At 46.8% G+C, this 13,239-nt stretch carries 11 protein-coding genes and 1 pseudogene; 3 read left to right on the top strand and 9 right to left on the bottom strand.

All coding sequences use genetic code 11. The annotated features are described in order from the left end of the window. Positions 1-5 precede the first annotated feature (5 nt). Entirely contained in the window at positions 6-1,118 is a 1,113-nt protein-coding gene (locus tag ACSAZK_RS07910; RefSeq protein WP_440956804.1) for a right-handed parallel beta-helix repeat-containing protein, read from the top strand. A 115-nt stretch (positions 1,119-1,233) separates the two neighbouring features. Here ACSAZK_RS07910 and ACSAZK_RS07905 read toward each other — a convergent pair. Next, positions 1,234-1,422: pseudogene (locus ACSAZK_RS07905) on the bottom strand (Coenzyme F420 hydrogenase/dehydrogenase, beta subunit C-terminal domain); the annotation flags it as partial. Between the two features lie 411 nt (positions 1,423-1,833). Between ACSAZK_RS07905 and ACSAZK_RS07900 the strand changes: the two are divergent. Beyond that, on the top strand, positions 1,834-4,062 hold the full coding sequence (locus ACSAZK_RS07900; RefSeq protein WP_440956803.1) for a DUF3160 domain-containing protein: 2,229 nt from the start codon (positions 1,834-1,836) through the stop codon (positions 4,060-4,062). Positions 4,063-4,229: 167 nt separating this feature from the next. Here the strand turns inward: ACSAZK_RS07900 and ACSAZK_RS07895 are convergent, their stop codons facing one another. From ACSAZK_RS07895 to glnA, 5 genes are all read right to left on the bottom strand, one after another. After that, positions 4,230-5,264, bottom strand: coding sequence for a Coenzyme F420 hydrogenase/dehydrogenase, beta subunit C-terminal domain (locus tag ACSAZK_RS07895; RefSeq protein ID WP_440956802.1), 1,035 nt, complete (start codon positions 5,262-5,264; stop codon positions 4,230-4,232). 5 nt (positions 5,265-5,269) lie between these two features. Next, positions 5,270-6,013, bottom strand: coding sequence for a hypothetical protein (locus ACSAZK_RS07890; protein WP_440956801.1), 744 nt, complete (start codon positions 6,011-6,013; stop codon positions 5,270-5,272). A 2-nt stretch (positions 6,014-6,015) separates the two neighbouring features. Beyond that, positions 6,016-7,527, bottom strand: a complete 1,512-nt coding sequence (locus ACSAZK_RS07885; protein WP_440956800.1) for a glutamate synthase-related protein — start codon at positions 7,525-7,527, stop codon at positions 6,016-6,018. Beyond that, positions 7,524-8,576, bottom strand: coding sequence for a class II glutamine amidotransferase (locus ACSAZK_RS07880; RefSeq protein WP_440956799.1), 1,053 nt, complete (start codon positions 8,574-8,576; stop codon positions 7,524-7,526). Before ACSAZK_RS07880 ends, ACSAZK_RS07885 begins: the two co-directional genes overlap by 4 nt. 1,044 nt (positions 8,577-9,620) lie before the next feature. Continuing rightward, entirely contained in the window at positions 9,621-10,991 is a 1,371-nt protein-coding gene (gene glnA, locus ACSAZK_RS07875; RefSeq protein WP_440956798.1) for a type I glutamate--ammonia ligase, read from the bottom strand. Positions 10,992-11,333: 342 nt separating this feature from the next. On the opposite strand from glnA, the gene ACSAZK_RS07870 reads away from it, so the two are divergent. Then, positions 11,334-11,816 (top strand): TspO/MBR family protein, encoded by a 483-nt coding sequence (locus ACSAZK_RS07870; RefSeq protein WP_440956797.1) that lies wholly within the window; start codon positions 11,334-11,336, stop codon positions 11,814-11,816. 87 nt (positions 11,817-11,903) lie between these two features. On the opposite strand, the gene ACSAZK_RS07865 is transcribed toward ACSAZK_RS07870, so the two are convergent. The 3 genes from ACSAZK_RS07865 to ACSAZK_RS07855 all read right to left on the bottom strand — a co-directional run bounded on the left by ACSAZK_RS07865 (position 11,904) and on the right by ACSAZK_RS07855 (position 12,812). Continuing rightward, positions 11,904-12,113, bottom strand: coding sequence for a DUF1059 domain-containing protein (locus ACSAZK_RS07865; protein WP_440956796.1), 210 nt, complete (start codon positions 12,111-12,113; stop codon positions 11,904-11,906). Between the two features lie 90 nt (positions 12,114-12,203). Then, the gene (locus ACSAZK_RS07860) at positions 12,204-12,512 is read right to left on the bottom strand and encodes an Hsp20/alpha crystallin family protein (protein ID WP_440956795.1); all 309 of its coding nucleotides are present in this window, start codon (positions 12,510-12,512) and stop codon (positions 12,204-12,206) included. Positions 12,513-12,575: 63 nt separating this feature from the next. Further along, a complete protein-coding gene (locus ACSAZK_RS07855; RefSeq protein WP_440956794.1) occupies positions 12,576-12,812 on the bottom strand; it encodes an Hsp20/alpha crystallin family protein in 237 nt (78 codons plus the stop codon). Positions 12,813-13,239: the final 427 nt, after the last annotated feature.

The following is a 13,239-nucleotide window of genomic DNA, read 5'->3' as shown; positions in this document are numbered from 1 at the left end:
AGTGTATGAAAATCAAATTCTATCATCTGATAACCTTCGTCTTTTTGTTGATGACTACCGGTACCGGGGATGCAGGCACAATTACGGTTGATAACAGAGGAGCAGATTATGCCTCTATACAGGAAGCTGTCGATAATGCAACATCAGGCGATACGATTCTCGTCTATCCCGGTACGTATGAGGAAAATGTGAACGTGAAAAAAGGGGTGACGATCAGGTCCTATTCCGGGAATCCTGATGATACGATCATCCTTGCTGCAAACTCGATGAATGACGTTTTTTATGTGACCGGAAATAATGTAAGCATCAGCGGATTTCAGATTACCGGTGCCGATATAGATGAATATGGGGAAGATAAAGCCGGGATATATTTAGAAGGGAGCAACAGGGCTGTTATAAGCGGCAATAATATTTCCTCAAACAGTTTTGGTATATTTATTCTCGAATCGTCCCACAATAGTGTTTTTGATAACAACGTATCCAGATGCAGAATTGGTATTTTTTTATGGAACTCCAGTAACAACAGGTTGAATAACAATATTTTAAACCTGAATAATCATGAGGGCATACTTCTCTATGAATTCTGCAATAACAATGAATTGAGCAACAATACTGAAAATCGTACAGGGTCTGGAATCGGACTGGAGTTTTTCTGCAATAACAATACGCTTGTTAATAATACTGCATCAAATAACCTTTTAGGTATTCTTCTAAGAAAATCAAACCATAACTTCCTTATTGATAACTCTGCAAACTCAAACGAGGGGATCGGTATCAAACTTGAAAACAGCAACAACAACGTCCTGTTTAACAATACTGCAAATTCCAATACCTACAGCGGTATATTTTTGATAGGTTCTTCTGACAATAAACTGGATAGCAATAACGCTTCGAACAACCCTGGGTACGGAATAAACGTCAACAATTCCAGCAGGAACAACGTTTTGGTGAACAATGTTGCAAATTCAAATGGCAAAGAAGACATCATTTTTACTGACCCTGAAAATAACACAATAAGCGGGCCGACAGAGGATATTCCGTTTCCGGGTTTTGCGCTGGCAGTTTCTGTGGTCTTGCTTGCATCTTTAATTTTTGGCAGAATAGTAGGTGGAAAATAACAGGCAAAATTACACAAATCAGGAAGTAAAAAAACACAAAAAAGAATGAAACAAAGATGAAGCCTGAAGCTTCATCTTTCAAGTTTACTTCAAGTTAATTTCTGTTCTGCAATTTTTATTTCTGCTTCCGCTCAAGCTTCTTTGCGCCAGGCTTCTCGATGATTCCGAGGTTGAGCTCATCGCCGAGGCTCAGCTTCCCGCTGGCAACCGCGCTTTCCAGGAGGTGCTGTCCTACAAGGGTGCGGACGATCAGGGTGGTGTAGCCGTTCGGGCTTCCCACTGCGCCTGCGGAGATGTCGGCTTTGAGGGCGGTAAATCCAGTTTCATGATCTTGTTTTTATTTGGTGGATGTTAAGGAAATAGTGGCCACATATATATAATTTCTGTCCAATGTATCAAGCGGTTTATCAGAATAAGTATTACTACTGGAAATAATGCTTATAAATCGAACATCATTCTTGATAGTTTGATGATGTGGTCAGAAAACTTATAAAGAGATGGTTAATAGTAATTTATGAAGTTTATTTAATTTATCTATTATTCTTGACTTAGGACTCAATTTTTCAGCACAATTTCAATATAAATATATGAGGAATATACTTTGAATAAAGCAATTAAAGCTGTTTTTTTCTGTCTGCTGGCAGCATCGTTAGTTTTTTTCAGCGGGTGTACTGATAATCAAGAAAATCTGGCTCAAGGAAAAGATCCAGGGAACATGACAAATGAAACACCAAACAAAAGTATTTTCGGTACAGAAAATGCGGGCACTATAAACTCTCTTAGTCCTGGGAACATTACAAGTGAAACACCAAACAAAAATATTTCCGGTACAGAGAATGCAGGCAGTATAAACTCTTTGAGGCTTGAAAAGCAAATCTCTTTTTCCAAATATTATAGCAAAGAAAATCTGCAGTTTGAGCCCGACATTTCTCCTTATTCCTTGCCTCTTGAATTTTCCGAAATTTCAAATTATTATGATTTTACCCAGAAAATTCCCCTGACAAATGAAAGCAGGGATTTGCTGTACAAAAATGGATTTGTCGTAATTGAAAATTCGGCTATCGAAAACTTACCTGGAGCAGGGAATACGCGGGTAAATGATGCTTACAGAGACCTGAAAGTGGCTGATGTTCCTATTTTCATCACGTCGGATTCTCTTCTTCACCTTTATCACATCCAGTTTGATGAGACGCTAAAAAGAGTAGAATCTGAGGAATTTTATGACGAGCTATGGAAACTTGACAAAGCTCTCCTTGAAGCCTCCATAGAGGATTATGACAGTGCATCGGGGCGAGAAAAGGAAGCTGCAAGAAGAAATGTTGCATACTTTGCTGTGGCTTTGAGACTTCTTGAACCGGAATCTTATCAGATAGGGAAATCACGGGAATTGTCGGGGGAAATTGCACTTTTCAATTCTCAGGATGCAAAAAAATATAGCGTCGAAGTCCCCTCTTTTGTAAAATCCGATGTAGAGGCTGAACTGCACTTGATAGAAGCCCGGGAAGGGGGAGTATCTCCAATTTTCATGTATGTGGAAGATTACTCTCAATACACTCCAAGGGGACATTACACTCACTCTGAGAAACTGAAGAACTATTTTAAGGCCATGATGTGGCACGGCAGAATAAGTATGCTGCTCCAGCCGGACATGATTTCTGCAGACGACCCGGAAAAGGAGGCAAAAATTCAGACTATTCAGGCCCTTTTAATTTCTGACCATTTTGCCAGGGACAAGGACCTCCGGGACAGATGGGATAAAATTTACGAGGTGACGGCTTTCTATGTTGGTTTTTCCGATGATCTCGGGCCCTATGAATATGCAAAAGCTCTGGATACTGTCTTTGGGGGTAATAGATATGGAGTGGGTTTCGACAATGAAAGCCTGGCAGAACTGAAATCCGAGCTGGAAAGATACGAAAACCCGAAAATCTACGGCGGGACAGGGGAAATAATTCCAACAGGTTCCGAAACTGAATACGAAACTCTTGAGACTACAAAAGGTTTCAGGTTCATGGGTCAGCGCTATACCCCTGATTCCCATATACTCCAGACGCTTAATCCTCCTGCTTTAAATATCATGAATCTTCTCGGCTCTGAAAGAGCGAAAGAACACCTGAAAAACCTGAATATTTCTGAAAACGAAGGATACAAAAACCGCCACCAATCTCTGGAAAACGAATTCGGAGCTTTTGATGAAGAAGACTGGAATAAAAACCTTTACTGGGCTCAACTGTACGCTCTAAAGCCCCTCCTTGTAAGTTATCCGGAGGGTTACCCCACCTTCATGCAGACTGGGGCCTGGGAAGATAAGCAGCTTAACACAGCCCTTGCTTCCTGGACCGAACTCAGGCATGATACTATCCTCTATGCAAAACAGGCTTACTTTACAGGTGCTTTCTATAATCTGGAAGAAAAACCTGTAGAGGGATATGTGGAGCCAGTTCCTGAATTTTATGCCCGGATGCTTGCTCTTACAAAAATGGCACACAGCGGGCTGGCAGAAATGGAAGTGCTTGATGAGCAGTCGGATAAAGATTTCACAACTCTTGAAAACACGCTTGAAAAACTACTGGAAATCTCGATTAAAGAACTTGAAAACAAAGAGCTGACGGATGAAGAATACGAGTTCATCAGGAATTTCGCCCAGAACATATCTCCAATGCTTGAGAATGTGGATATAAAGTCCCAGATGTCCACTATGGTTGCGGATGTTTATACAGGTCCCGGAGGAAGTGTCCTGGAAGAAGGAACAGGAAAACTGGATCTGATGGTAGTAGCGTACAAACAGCCTGACGGCAGGATCGTGCTCGGAGCAGGCCCCGTAATGAGTTATTATGAGTTCTGGCAGTCCTCAGGGGAAAGATTGACTGATGAAGAATGGCGAGAAATGCTAAATAATAACCCTCCTGAAAGACCGGAATGGGTAAGTTCCTTTAGGGGGTAAAAGATGCTATTCTGGACAGCCTATCTTTTTCATCCATTTTTAGTATCTTCTCCATCAGACAACACAACAGCGGTTCTTTATGATCTTGAAGAAAATTATACATAAAAACAGAAAAAGAAAGTAAAAAGATGGAGCTTGCTCCATCTGAATCCATTTTTGAAGTAATTTTATTTTTGCTTCCTTTCAAGCTTCTTTGCGCCAAGCTTCTCGATGATTCCGAGGTTGAGCTCGTCGGTGGTGCTGAGCTTTCCGTTGGCAACCGCGCTTTCCAGGAGGTGCTGGCCTACAAGGGTGCGGACGATCAGGGTGGTGTAGCCGTTCGGGCTTCCCACTGCGCCTGCGGAGATGTCGGCTTTGAGGGCGGTAAAGTCCGTGCAGACATGGCAGCCGGGGCGGACGGTGTCCTCGAGTTCGGCAAGGGGGATTACGTACTGGGTCCCGTCGTTGAGTGTGATTTCCAGCTTGCCTTTGACGTCTATGCGGCAGACTTTCATGGGTTCGAGAGCGTACTCGCTTTTCAGCTTGCCTGCGACCAGCTTTTCGTAGTCGAAGCTTTCGGTACAGAAGAGGCCGATCACGAAACGGATGGAGTCTTTGTACGGGCGGACAAGGTCATGGTCGGTTTCGAGCATTTTCCTGACTGCCTGGACCACGCAGGGGACACCGACTACTGCGATGTTCCTGTGCTTCTTGTTGACCACGGCTTCCTTGAGGGCGGAGACCAGGGGGACCCACCAGTTGTAGCGGCTTCCTGCCTCGTTTATCAGGGCTTCGCTTTTTGTGATGACCATGGAGCTTGGCTTGAGGGTCCAGGGGTCTTCGGTGACCGTGACCACGGCGTCCACAAGGCCGGTATCCAGGGCGTTTGTTAGGAGGGCTGTAACGGCTCCTCCGCTCTGCTTTCCCGGGATTTCGAACTCGGCTTTTGCGGCGGTGATCTTAATGTAGTCCCCGAAGATGGATTCGGGCTGTTCGCCTATCCTGGGGCAGACTTCGTAGCAGGCTCCGCAGGGTACGTCGTCAACTGCGGCTTTGCAGTAGCCGTTGCTTTTGGGTTTTGCGGAATCGGTTCCGGTTTCGAAATAAAGGGCGTCGGCAGGGCAGACCGCAATGCAGGCCCCGCAGCCTGAGCAGAGGTCCGCGTCCCATACTTCCTTTTCAAGGTCAATGTAACTCTTGCTAATTGGTTTTCCTTCTGCCATCTCGATCACTCCCAGACGTATTTCCCTGCAAAGGGCCGGCTGCTTGCCGGGGCAATTCTGGTGTAGTTTGTGTCCAGGAAGGGGGCCGGGTCAAGGCCGAACTGTTCGCAGAAGCTCTCGATAACCGGTTTTGTCCTTTCCAGGTCGGCTTCCGTGAACTCGAACTTCTTGGCTCCGACTCCGAGCAGGTAGTCGTCTACTTCCCCGCGGATGATTATCTCTCCGCCGTGGATCCCGCTTCCGATACCCCTGTCGGTCATGGCTTTTTCCTGGCCTATTCCGAGCACGAGCACAAGCCCTCCTGCCATGTATTCTCCAAGGAAGGAGTGGGCAGTGCCGCCGATTACGAGCATGGGCCTGGTTTCCACTTCATACTGCTTCATGTGGATGCCGCCCCTGTACCCGATGTTGTTCCTTACAAAGACCTTGCCTCCGCGCATCCCGTGGGCGACCGCATCTCCTGCGCTCCCGTGGATCACGAGCATGCCTTTGTCCATGGTGTTGCCCGGGGCGTGTTCGGCGTTCCCGTTTACGATACAGGTGGGCCCGCTCATGAACATGCAGACGTCTCCTCCGGGGACTCCGTTGACTATGATCCGGGAATCACCCCGGACCCCGTTTCCGATAAAGCGCTGGCCAAGCACGTTGTTAAGGACGATTTCCTCTGCCCCGTCAGCAACTGCAGCCCTGATCTTCTGGTTCAGGGGGGTGTAGTGCATGTCTTTGGCGTCAATCGTGACTGTCTTCATCTTCAGGCCCCCGCGTTCTTTACGTCAAGGACATCAAGTATTCCTTCATCAAGCATGTACCCGCGCAGGCGGTCCCTGTTTCCGCGCATGCTTTCTATACTGTTGATGCCTGCTGCGCCCATCAGTTCACTGAGTTCCAGGGTCCAGGCATGGATCAGGTTAGAGACCTGCCTTGCTCCCTGTTCGGGGTCGAGCCTGTCTACAAGGTCCTGGCGCTGGGTTGCGATACCCCACGGGCAAAGGCCTCTGTAACAGTTTCCGCAGACCCGGCAGCCCATGGAAATAAGGGCAGCGGTTCCGATGTAGACCGCGTCCGCTCCAAGAGCAATGGACTTTGCAAGATCGGCACTGTTCCTGATCCCGCCGCTGGCAATGATGGAGACTTCGTTTCTTGTACCCTGTTCCCTGAGTTTCTGGTCAACGCTTGCAATTGCACCTTCGATGGGGATTCCCACATGGTCCCTGAAGACCTTCGGGGCGGCTCCGGTCCCTCCGCGGGACCCGTCAATTACCACCGCGTCCGCAGAAGAGCGGGCAATACCTGCTGCAATTGCTGCCACGTTGTGCACTGCTGCAATCTTCACAAAGACCGGTTTCTTCCATTCGGTCGCTTCTTTCAAACTCCTGACAAGCTGGACCAGGTCTTCGATGCTGTAAATGTCATGGTGAGGGGCAGGGCTGATTGCGTCACTTCCGAGGGGGATCATCCTTGTACGGGAGACTTCCGCAGAGACCTTTTCTCCGGGCAGGTGCCCGCCGATCCCGGGCTTTGCACCCTGACCGATCTTGATCTCGATTGCCGCTCCCCTTTCGAGGTAGTCCACGTTTACACCGAAACGGCCTGAAGCAACCTGGACGATCATGTTGCCCTGGTAGGGGTAGAGTTCCCTGTGCAGCCCGCCTTCCCCGGTTCCCATGAAGGTCCCGGTTTCCTTTGCGGCTTTTGCCATGCTGAGGTGGGCGTTTAAGCTGATTGCCCCGTAGCTCATGTGCCCGATCATTATGGGCGTTTCAAGCTTCAGGTTGGGGGCAAGCTTTGTTGCAAGTTCAACGTCCCCTGCCTCGGTCTTCTTGAATTCGAGCTTTGACGGCTTTTTCCCTATGTAGGTCCGAAGTTCCATCGGCTCTCTCAGGGGGTCAATGCTCGGGTTTGTTACCTGGCAGGCGTCCAGCAGGAGGCGGTCGAAGATGCTTGGGAGGTTACTTGCGTTTCCCATCCCTGCGAGGATGATCTTTCCGCTCCTGGCCTGTTTTATGATATCTTCCCTGGCGTCCCGGCTCCAGAGGGGGTGGCTGCGGTAGTCCACAGGGTTTTCGGTAAGTGAGATGGCATCCCTGGGGCACATGGAAACGCAGCGGAGACAGCCGGTGCATTTTCTGGATTGGATCAGGATTTTGTCTCCTTCTCTCCTGAAAGTGCCGTAGGAACAGTTTTCAATGCAGCGCCCGCAGTCCATGCATTGTTCCCGGTCGATGCTGACCTTGTATTTCGGGGGTATGCTTCCGAGGCTCATGCGTTAAACCTCCCTATGATGGGTTCTCCTGCCCGCGGGGTGCGGATATTCTTAACTTCGGGGTCCAGAACCCTTATTGCGGATTCTTCGCTGGAAATGTAGAGCTTGTCTCCGTTTTCTCCTACTACGAGGGGGCGGAGTTTGATCCTGTCAGTGAAGCCCACAATCCCTTCGTTCGATGCGACCACAATCGCAAAGGGGCCATTCATGAGGGCAGAACCGTAGGTCAGGCGTATTGCCCTGTAAAGCTCCTCATCTGCAGGGGGCATGCGGTCGATTTCGTCCCAGAACGGGGGGGCAAGGGCTTTGACTACAGTTTCAGTTGGAAGCTCGTGCTGCCTTCCGAGAAGGTCGAAGAGATAAGCCACTACTTCGGTGTCCGTAAGGAGGGTGCACTTGTACCCGTAGCCTTCCACGTAGCGCTGGTTTGTCCCGTAAGAGGTAATTTCCCCGTTGTGTACGACGGACCAGTCAAGCAGGTTGAAGGGGTGTGCGCCTCCCCACCAGCCCGGTGTGTTCGTGGGGTAACGGTTGTGGGCAAGCCAGATATATCCTTTGTAGTCCTCGATCCTGTAGAAGTCCGCTACTTCTTCCGGCCAGCCGGAAGCCTTGAAGACTCCCATGTTCTTACCTGAGGAAAAGACCAGGGCTCCGTCGATAGAAGAATTTACTTCCATTACGATGTGCTTGATGATGTCCTTCTCGGAACCTACCTTTCCTCCGATCATGTCGTCAAAGGGCTTGAAGAAGTATCTCCAGGGGGTGTGAACTCTCTTCAGTCCCGGTTGTTCGGTGGTGGGGATTTCTTCCTGGTGGACAACAGTGCCCCAGCGGTGGAGGATTTCATCAACCTTTGTTTTTGGTTCTACCATGTTGTCAAAAAAAACATGAAGCGCGTAACAGTCTGCATAATCCGGGTAAATCCCGTATGCGACATAGCCTGCCCCGTCTCCACTGCCTCTTTCATTCATGAGACTCAGGGCGGCTTTTATTTTCGACCCGTCCATTGGGGACTTTGTCTTGTCTATGAAGCCTATTATTCCACACATTTCGATCACTCTAGAAATGAACGTAATGTTTTTTGTTAACAAATCTCTGATAATCCGGATCTTTTCTTAAATCCGGATATTTTTGATAATCCGGACATTTTTAGTAGTCCGAATATTCTTGATTATCTGGACCTTTTCTTAAATCCGATATTCTTGATCATCCGGACATTTTTGGTAGTCCGGATATTTTTGATAATCCGATGTTCCGTTGTTAAAAATTTCTTCAAAAAATTATCAGTGAAGAATACGGATTCCAGTGGGGTTTATGCTTGCGATTTTTGAAGGTAACAAGTCGCATAAATTGGACTAATTATAATTATGTTAATAATGTGTATAATTTTCGACATTCCCTTTCTTGTTCCTGTTCCTGTTTTTTCCTTATCAGGTGTTGAGAAGGCCGCCGCTATGGGAAGTAAGTAATTTAGTACCTATTTGACAATATATATATGTTTCTTTTTTCCTGACCAGTGTTTCCTTTGAAGCAGCTTGGAAAAGGCCTTTTTTTTCCTTGAAATGGGATACTTTTCTTCTCTGTATTATCCCTCTTGAAATGGTTTTTCTCTCCGGTGGCAGTGATCAGGATCCCGGAATCTTTGATTTGGTCCCTGATATTGTTATTTGCTTTGCTTATCCGCACCGTGGAAATTCCGGACAGCCCGGATAACAGTTGATATCTCCTGAAAAAGGGAAGTTGAAAAGGGAAGTTGTTTCCTCTGGCGGTAAAAAAGTGGGGAAAATTACGGGTTCCTGGCGGCAGTCCATGCCTTGAAATCCCACGCTGGCTTCTGTCTGCGAAATGAATTCCTTAAAAGGAATACTTTCTCATTTTAACCTAATAAATGAGTTAAAATGTGTACTTAATGGTGTACTTTTTCCGTTTTAAGTGAGGGCACATTTCCCAGGTAACTATACATGCCTTCCGGGGTCTCCGGCAGGAACATTTTCCCCCTGAGTTTTTCCGGCAGGCACGCATAATGTTTCCGGGAGGATGTCTGATGCTTTATCGTATTTCCAGTGCTTTTCTATAATACCTATGTTAAACGCTCAGAGCATCGACAGATATTTATCGAGTTCCCAGGAGTGGACAACAGCTTTGTATTCGTCCCACTCGGCGGTCTTTGAGCAGAGGTAGTTTTCGAAGACATGTTTCCCGAGAGCTTTCTTTACGAATTTGCTCTGCTTCATCTCGTCGACTGCTTCCTTAAGGTTTCCGGGCAGGGATAAGATACCTTTTTCTTCACGCTCTTTTTCTGTCAGGTTGAAGATGTTGACGTTGGTCGCTTCTCCAGGCTCGATCTTGTTCTTGATTCCTTCGATTCCGGCTTTCAGCATGAGGGCGAAGGCCAGGTAGGGGTTGCATGCCGGGTCCGGGCACCTGAGTTCCACCCTTGTACCATTGCCGCGGGTGGCTGGAATTCTTATCAGGGAACTCCTGTTGCTGGCGGACCAGGTCACGTAAATAGGAGCTTCATACCCCGGGACGAGTCTTTTGTAGGAGTTTACCACCGGGTTTGTTATGGCTGCAAATTCCCTTATATGCTTCATCAGCCCGCCGATGTAGTATCTTGCCTCGTCAGAAAGCTGGTCCGGAGTATCAGGGTCATAGAAGGCGTTTTTGCCGTCTTTGAAGAGGGACTGGTTGGTGTGCATACCCGAGCCGTTTTCGCCGAACAGGGGCTTTGGCATGAAGGTTGCATAGTAACCTTTGTGGTATGCGATGGACTTTACCACGTATTTGAAAGTGACCACATTGTCCGCCGTTGTCAGCACGTCCCCGAACCTGAAGTCTATTTCGTGCTGTGATGGGGCTACTTCGTGGTGGGAGGCCTCGATATGGAAGCCCATGTGCTCCAGGGCATAGTCAATGTCTCTCCTGACATCCTGGGCCCTGTCCAGGGGTGCGAAGTCAAAGTACCCGCCCTGGTCGGTAAGTTCGGTTGTGGGGTTTCCGTTTTCGTCCAGTTTGAAGAGGAAAAATTCGAGTTCCGGGCCAACGTTCATGGAGTAGCCCATTTTTTCGGCTTCTGCAATTGCGCTCTTCAGGACATATCTCGGGTCTCCCTCAAAGGGTTTCCCGTTAGGGAGGTAAACATCTCCGAGAATCCTGGCAACAGCCCCTGTTGAGGGTCTCCAGGGGAGAAGCCTGAATGTTGAAGGGTCAAGTACGAGCTTCATGTCTGATTCTTCGATTCGGGTGAATCCTTCAATGGAAGATCCGTCAAACATGACTCCGTTTTCAAAGGCCTCTTCGAGCTGTTCAACGGGAATTGCCCAGCTTTTGATAATCCCGAGTGTATCGGTAAACTGGGTCCTGATAAATTTTACATCACGCTCGACTACAGCCTGAAGTACATCTTCTTTAGTCTTAGGTATGTTGTTTGTTTGCACCATCTTGACGTCATCCTCACTAGGCATTAGGTAATCACTTACCTACTTAATAATATTTATAATTTTCTATTATTTTGAGGGTTAAAACTTGGAAGGACGTTTTTTGAAAACTGGCTTTTTCCAGAAAATCGGGCTAAGAGATCCGCTAACATGTCCAGTTGACATCTCCTACTAACAGTTTCAGCTAACATATCCTATTGCACGAAGAAGCTCAACAGTTTCAGCTGACATATCCCATTAACAGGTCCCGCTAACAGATCTCATTCCCCTCGGTATAGATATTTATCATTTCACGTATATAATTCCTGAGTACCTTATAATCTCCAGAGGCCGGAACTTCCGGGATCTGGATGTCACGTGGTGGGGAGTATGCTTCAAGAAATAAACAAGTTCAGACTCATTGTTTCGGTACTGGTCTGTCAGTTTGCAGGGATAATTGGTTCGGTTTTTACGGTAACTTCCATTGAAAGCTGGTATGCTGCCATTGAAAAGCCTGCTTTCAATCCTCCGGGCTGGGTCTTTTCCCCGGTATGGATTATCCTGTATACCCTTATGGGGATTTCTCTTTACCTGGTCTGGGAAGAGGGTCTGGAGCGAAAAGACGTAAAAGTGGGGATTTTTGTTTTCGGAGTTCAGCTGGCACTAAATGCCCTCTGGTCCATTCTCTTTTTCGGGCTTCAGTCTCCTTTTTATGCCTTCATTGAAATCATCCTGCTCTGGCTGTCAATCTTCCTGACAATAATCCTCTTCGGCAGGATTTCAAAAACAGCTTCACTTCTGCTGATCCCCTATCTCCTCTGGGTCAGTTTCGCAGCATTGCTGAATTACCAGATCTGGGTGCTGAACCCGTAAAAAAGTCGGGGGCTCTATGCCCTTGAGAGCTTGCGGTAAGTTTTGCGGGGCTCCATGCCCCCCTAAAATAGTTCTTCTTTTTTCGGTTTAAAGGGCACCACAGCCGCATCCCCGGGCAAGAAGAGTCGAAATCCTGTACTTTATGTGGTTTATGTCGTCTTCGGACATTTCTTCGAGAAGGTCCCTATGTTCCTTTTCTATGTGCTTGAACATTTCTTTTTTTACCTGCTCGGCGTTGGTACCGGTTGCAATAAAATTGCACCTGAATCCAAGATCTCCGCATTTTACTATCTTCATGGGATTCCCTCTTCTTTGCAAGGAATACGGGTAAAATTAATATCAAAAAAATAAGTTTTCTGTTTTTTATTCCGATTCCGGACCATGCTTTTATTCAATTGGTATGTTTCTTGCGCACAGGAAGCCCTCTTTGTAAGGGACTTTAATCGTAAGCATACCTTTATTGTTCGTTGCTATGGCTTTTTCGGGGTCCACGGGCCCATCCATAAAAAAGGACCCCAGGTACTCAACGTTATTGCTGAAGGCTTTCAGGTAAAAGCTGTTCTCATGCATCATGAGGGTTATGTTTTCATTTTCCACATCCGGCAATTCAACCTCAACTGTGAGGTTTTTATGCTCATCATCATGATACATTGCTATTATAGGAGTTTTCATTATTTTAGGTATCGGATTTTCCATAATACCCCTCCCCGGAAAACTTCGGTACTCCGGTTCTTTATTCCTGTTTACTGTTTCAGGCATTTATTCAAGTTTCACGTCCACTGCATTTTCAAAGGGATCCTGGTAGGGGACGGTGACCTTCGGAATCCTGCTTGAATAGGTGGTAGCGGCTTTGTCAGTGTTTACCGGGAAGCAAATTGAATAACTGTCTACGTATTCCACTCCCTTTTTTGTCGCTTTTACGTAGAAACCGCCTTCGCCCAGCTTGAAAGAAATGTTTTCTTTCTCAATCCCCGGAAGTATAACTTCAATCTTCAAATTTTCATCATCTTACAGCAGGATACCCCTTCCTCAAAAACCAGAGCCATCAGGCGAAGGTTTTAGGGAGGGGTGTTGACACTCGTCGTCAGGATATGCGCAGATAGCTGGTGATAATTTCAAAACTTCTGCCATAAAACTCCCCCTAAGACCATAATCAGCTATGTATTATATAGATTTCTTATTCATATCTTTAAAAATCTTCAGAAGCTGCACATGGTCCTGTTTCTTTAGTTTAAGATGTTTTCCGTTTTTATCAGGTTTTTTCAGATGCTTTCGGGTGGTTTCAGGTGGTTTCAGATTTTTTCGTGCTTTTTCAGATGTTTTAGGGTGGTTTCAGGCAGTTTAAGGTGATAAGTTCCCGGAACTCTTCGATCCAAAAAAGTTTGATTTTGAAAGTTTCGATTCAAGAATTGTCGAATTTCAT

Source organism: Methanosarcina sediminis (assembly GCF_052056915.1).
GTDB lineage: Archaea > Halobacteriota > Methanosarcinia > Methanosarcinales > Methanosarcinaceae > MTP4.
This window is presented reverse-complemented; position numbering and strand designations above follow the sequence as displayed.

Coding starts and splice junctions, on each gene's coding strand:
- ACSAZK_RS07910 (WP_440956804.1), top strand. CDS start 6: ATGAAAATCAAATTCTATCATCTGATAACCTTCGTCTTTTTGTTGATG.
- ACSAZK_RS07900 (WP_440956803.1), top strand. CDS start 1,834: ATGACAAATGAAACACCAAACAAAAGTATTTTCGGTACAGAAAATGCG.
- ACSAZK_RS07895 (WP_440956802.1), bottom strand. CDS start 5,264: ATGGCAGAAGGAAAACCAATTAGCAAGAGTTACATTGACCTTGAAAAG.
- ACSAZK_RS07890 (WP_440956801.1), bottom strand. CDS start 6,013: ATGAAGACAGTCACGATTGACGCCAAAGACATGCACTACACCCCCCTG.
- ACSAZK_RS07885 (WP_440956800.1), bottom strand. CDS start 7,527: ATGAGCCTCGGAAGCATACCCCCGAAATACAAGGTCAGCATCGACCGG.
- ACSAZK_RS07880 (WP_440956799.1), bottom strand. CDS start 8,576: ATGTGTGGAATAATAGGCTTCATAGACAAGACAAAGTCCCCAATGGAC.
- glnA (WP_440956798.1), bottom strand. CDS start 10,991: ATGCCTAGTGAGGATGACGTCAAGATGGTGCAAACAAACAACATACCT.
- ACSAZK_RS07870 (WP_440956797.1), top strand. CDS start 11,334: ATGCTTCAAGAAATAAACAAGTTCAGACTCATTGTTTCGGTACTGGTC.
- ACSAZK_RS07865 (WP_440956796.1), bottom strand. CDS start 12,113: ATGAAGATAGTAAAATGCGGAGATCTTGGATTCAGGTGCAATTTTATT.
- ACSAZK_RS07860 (WP_440956795.1), bottom strand. CDS start 12,512: ATGGAAAATCCGATACCTAAAATAATGAAAACTCCTATAATAGCAATG.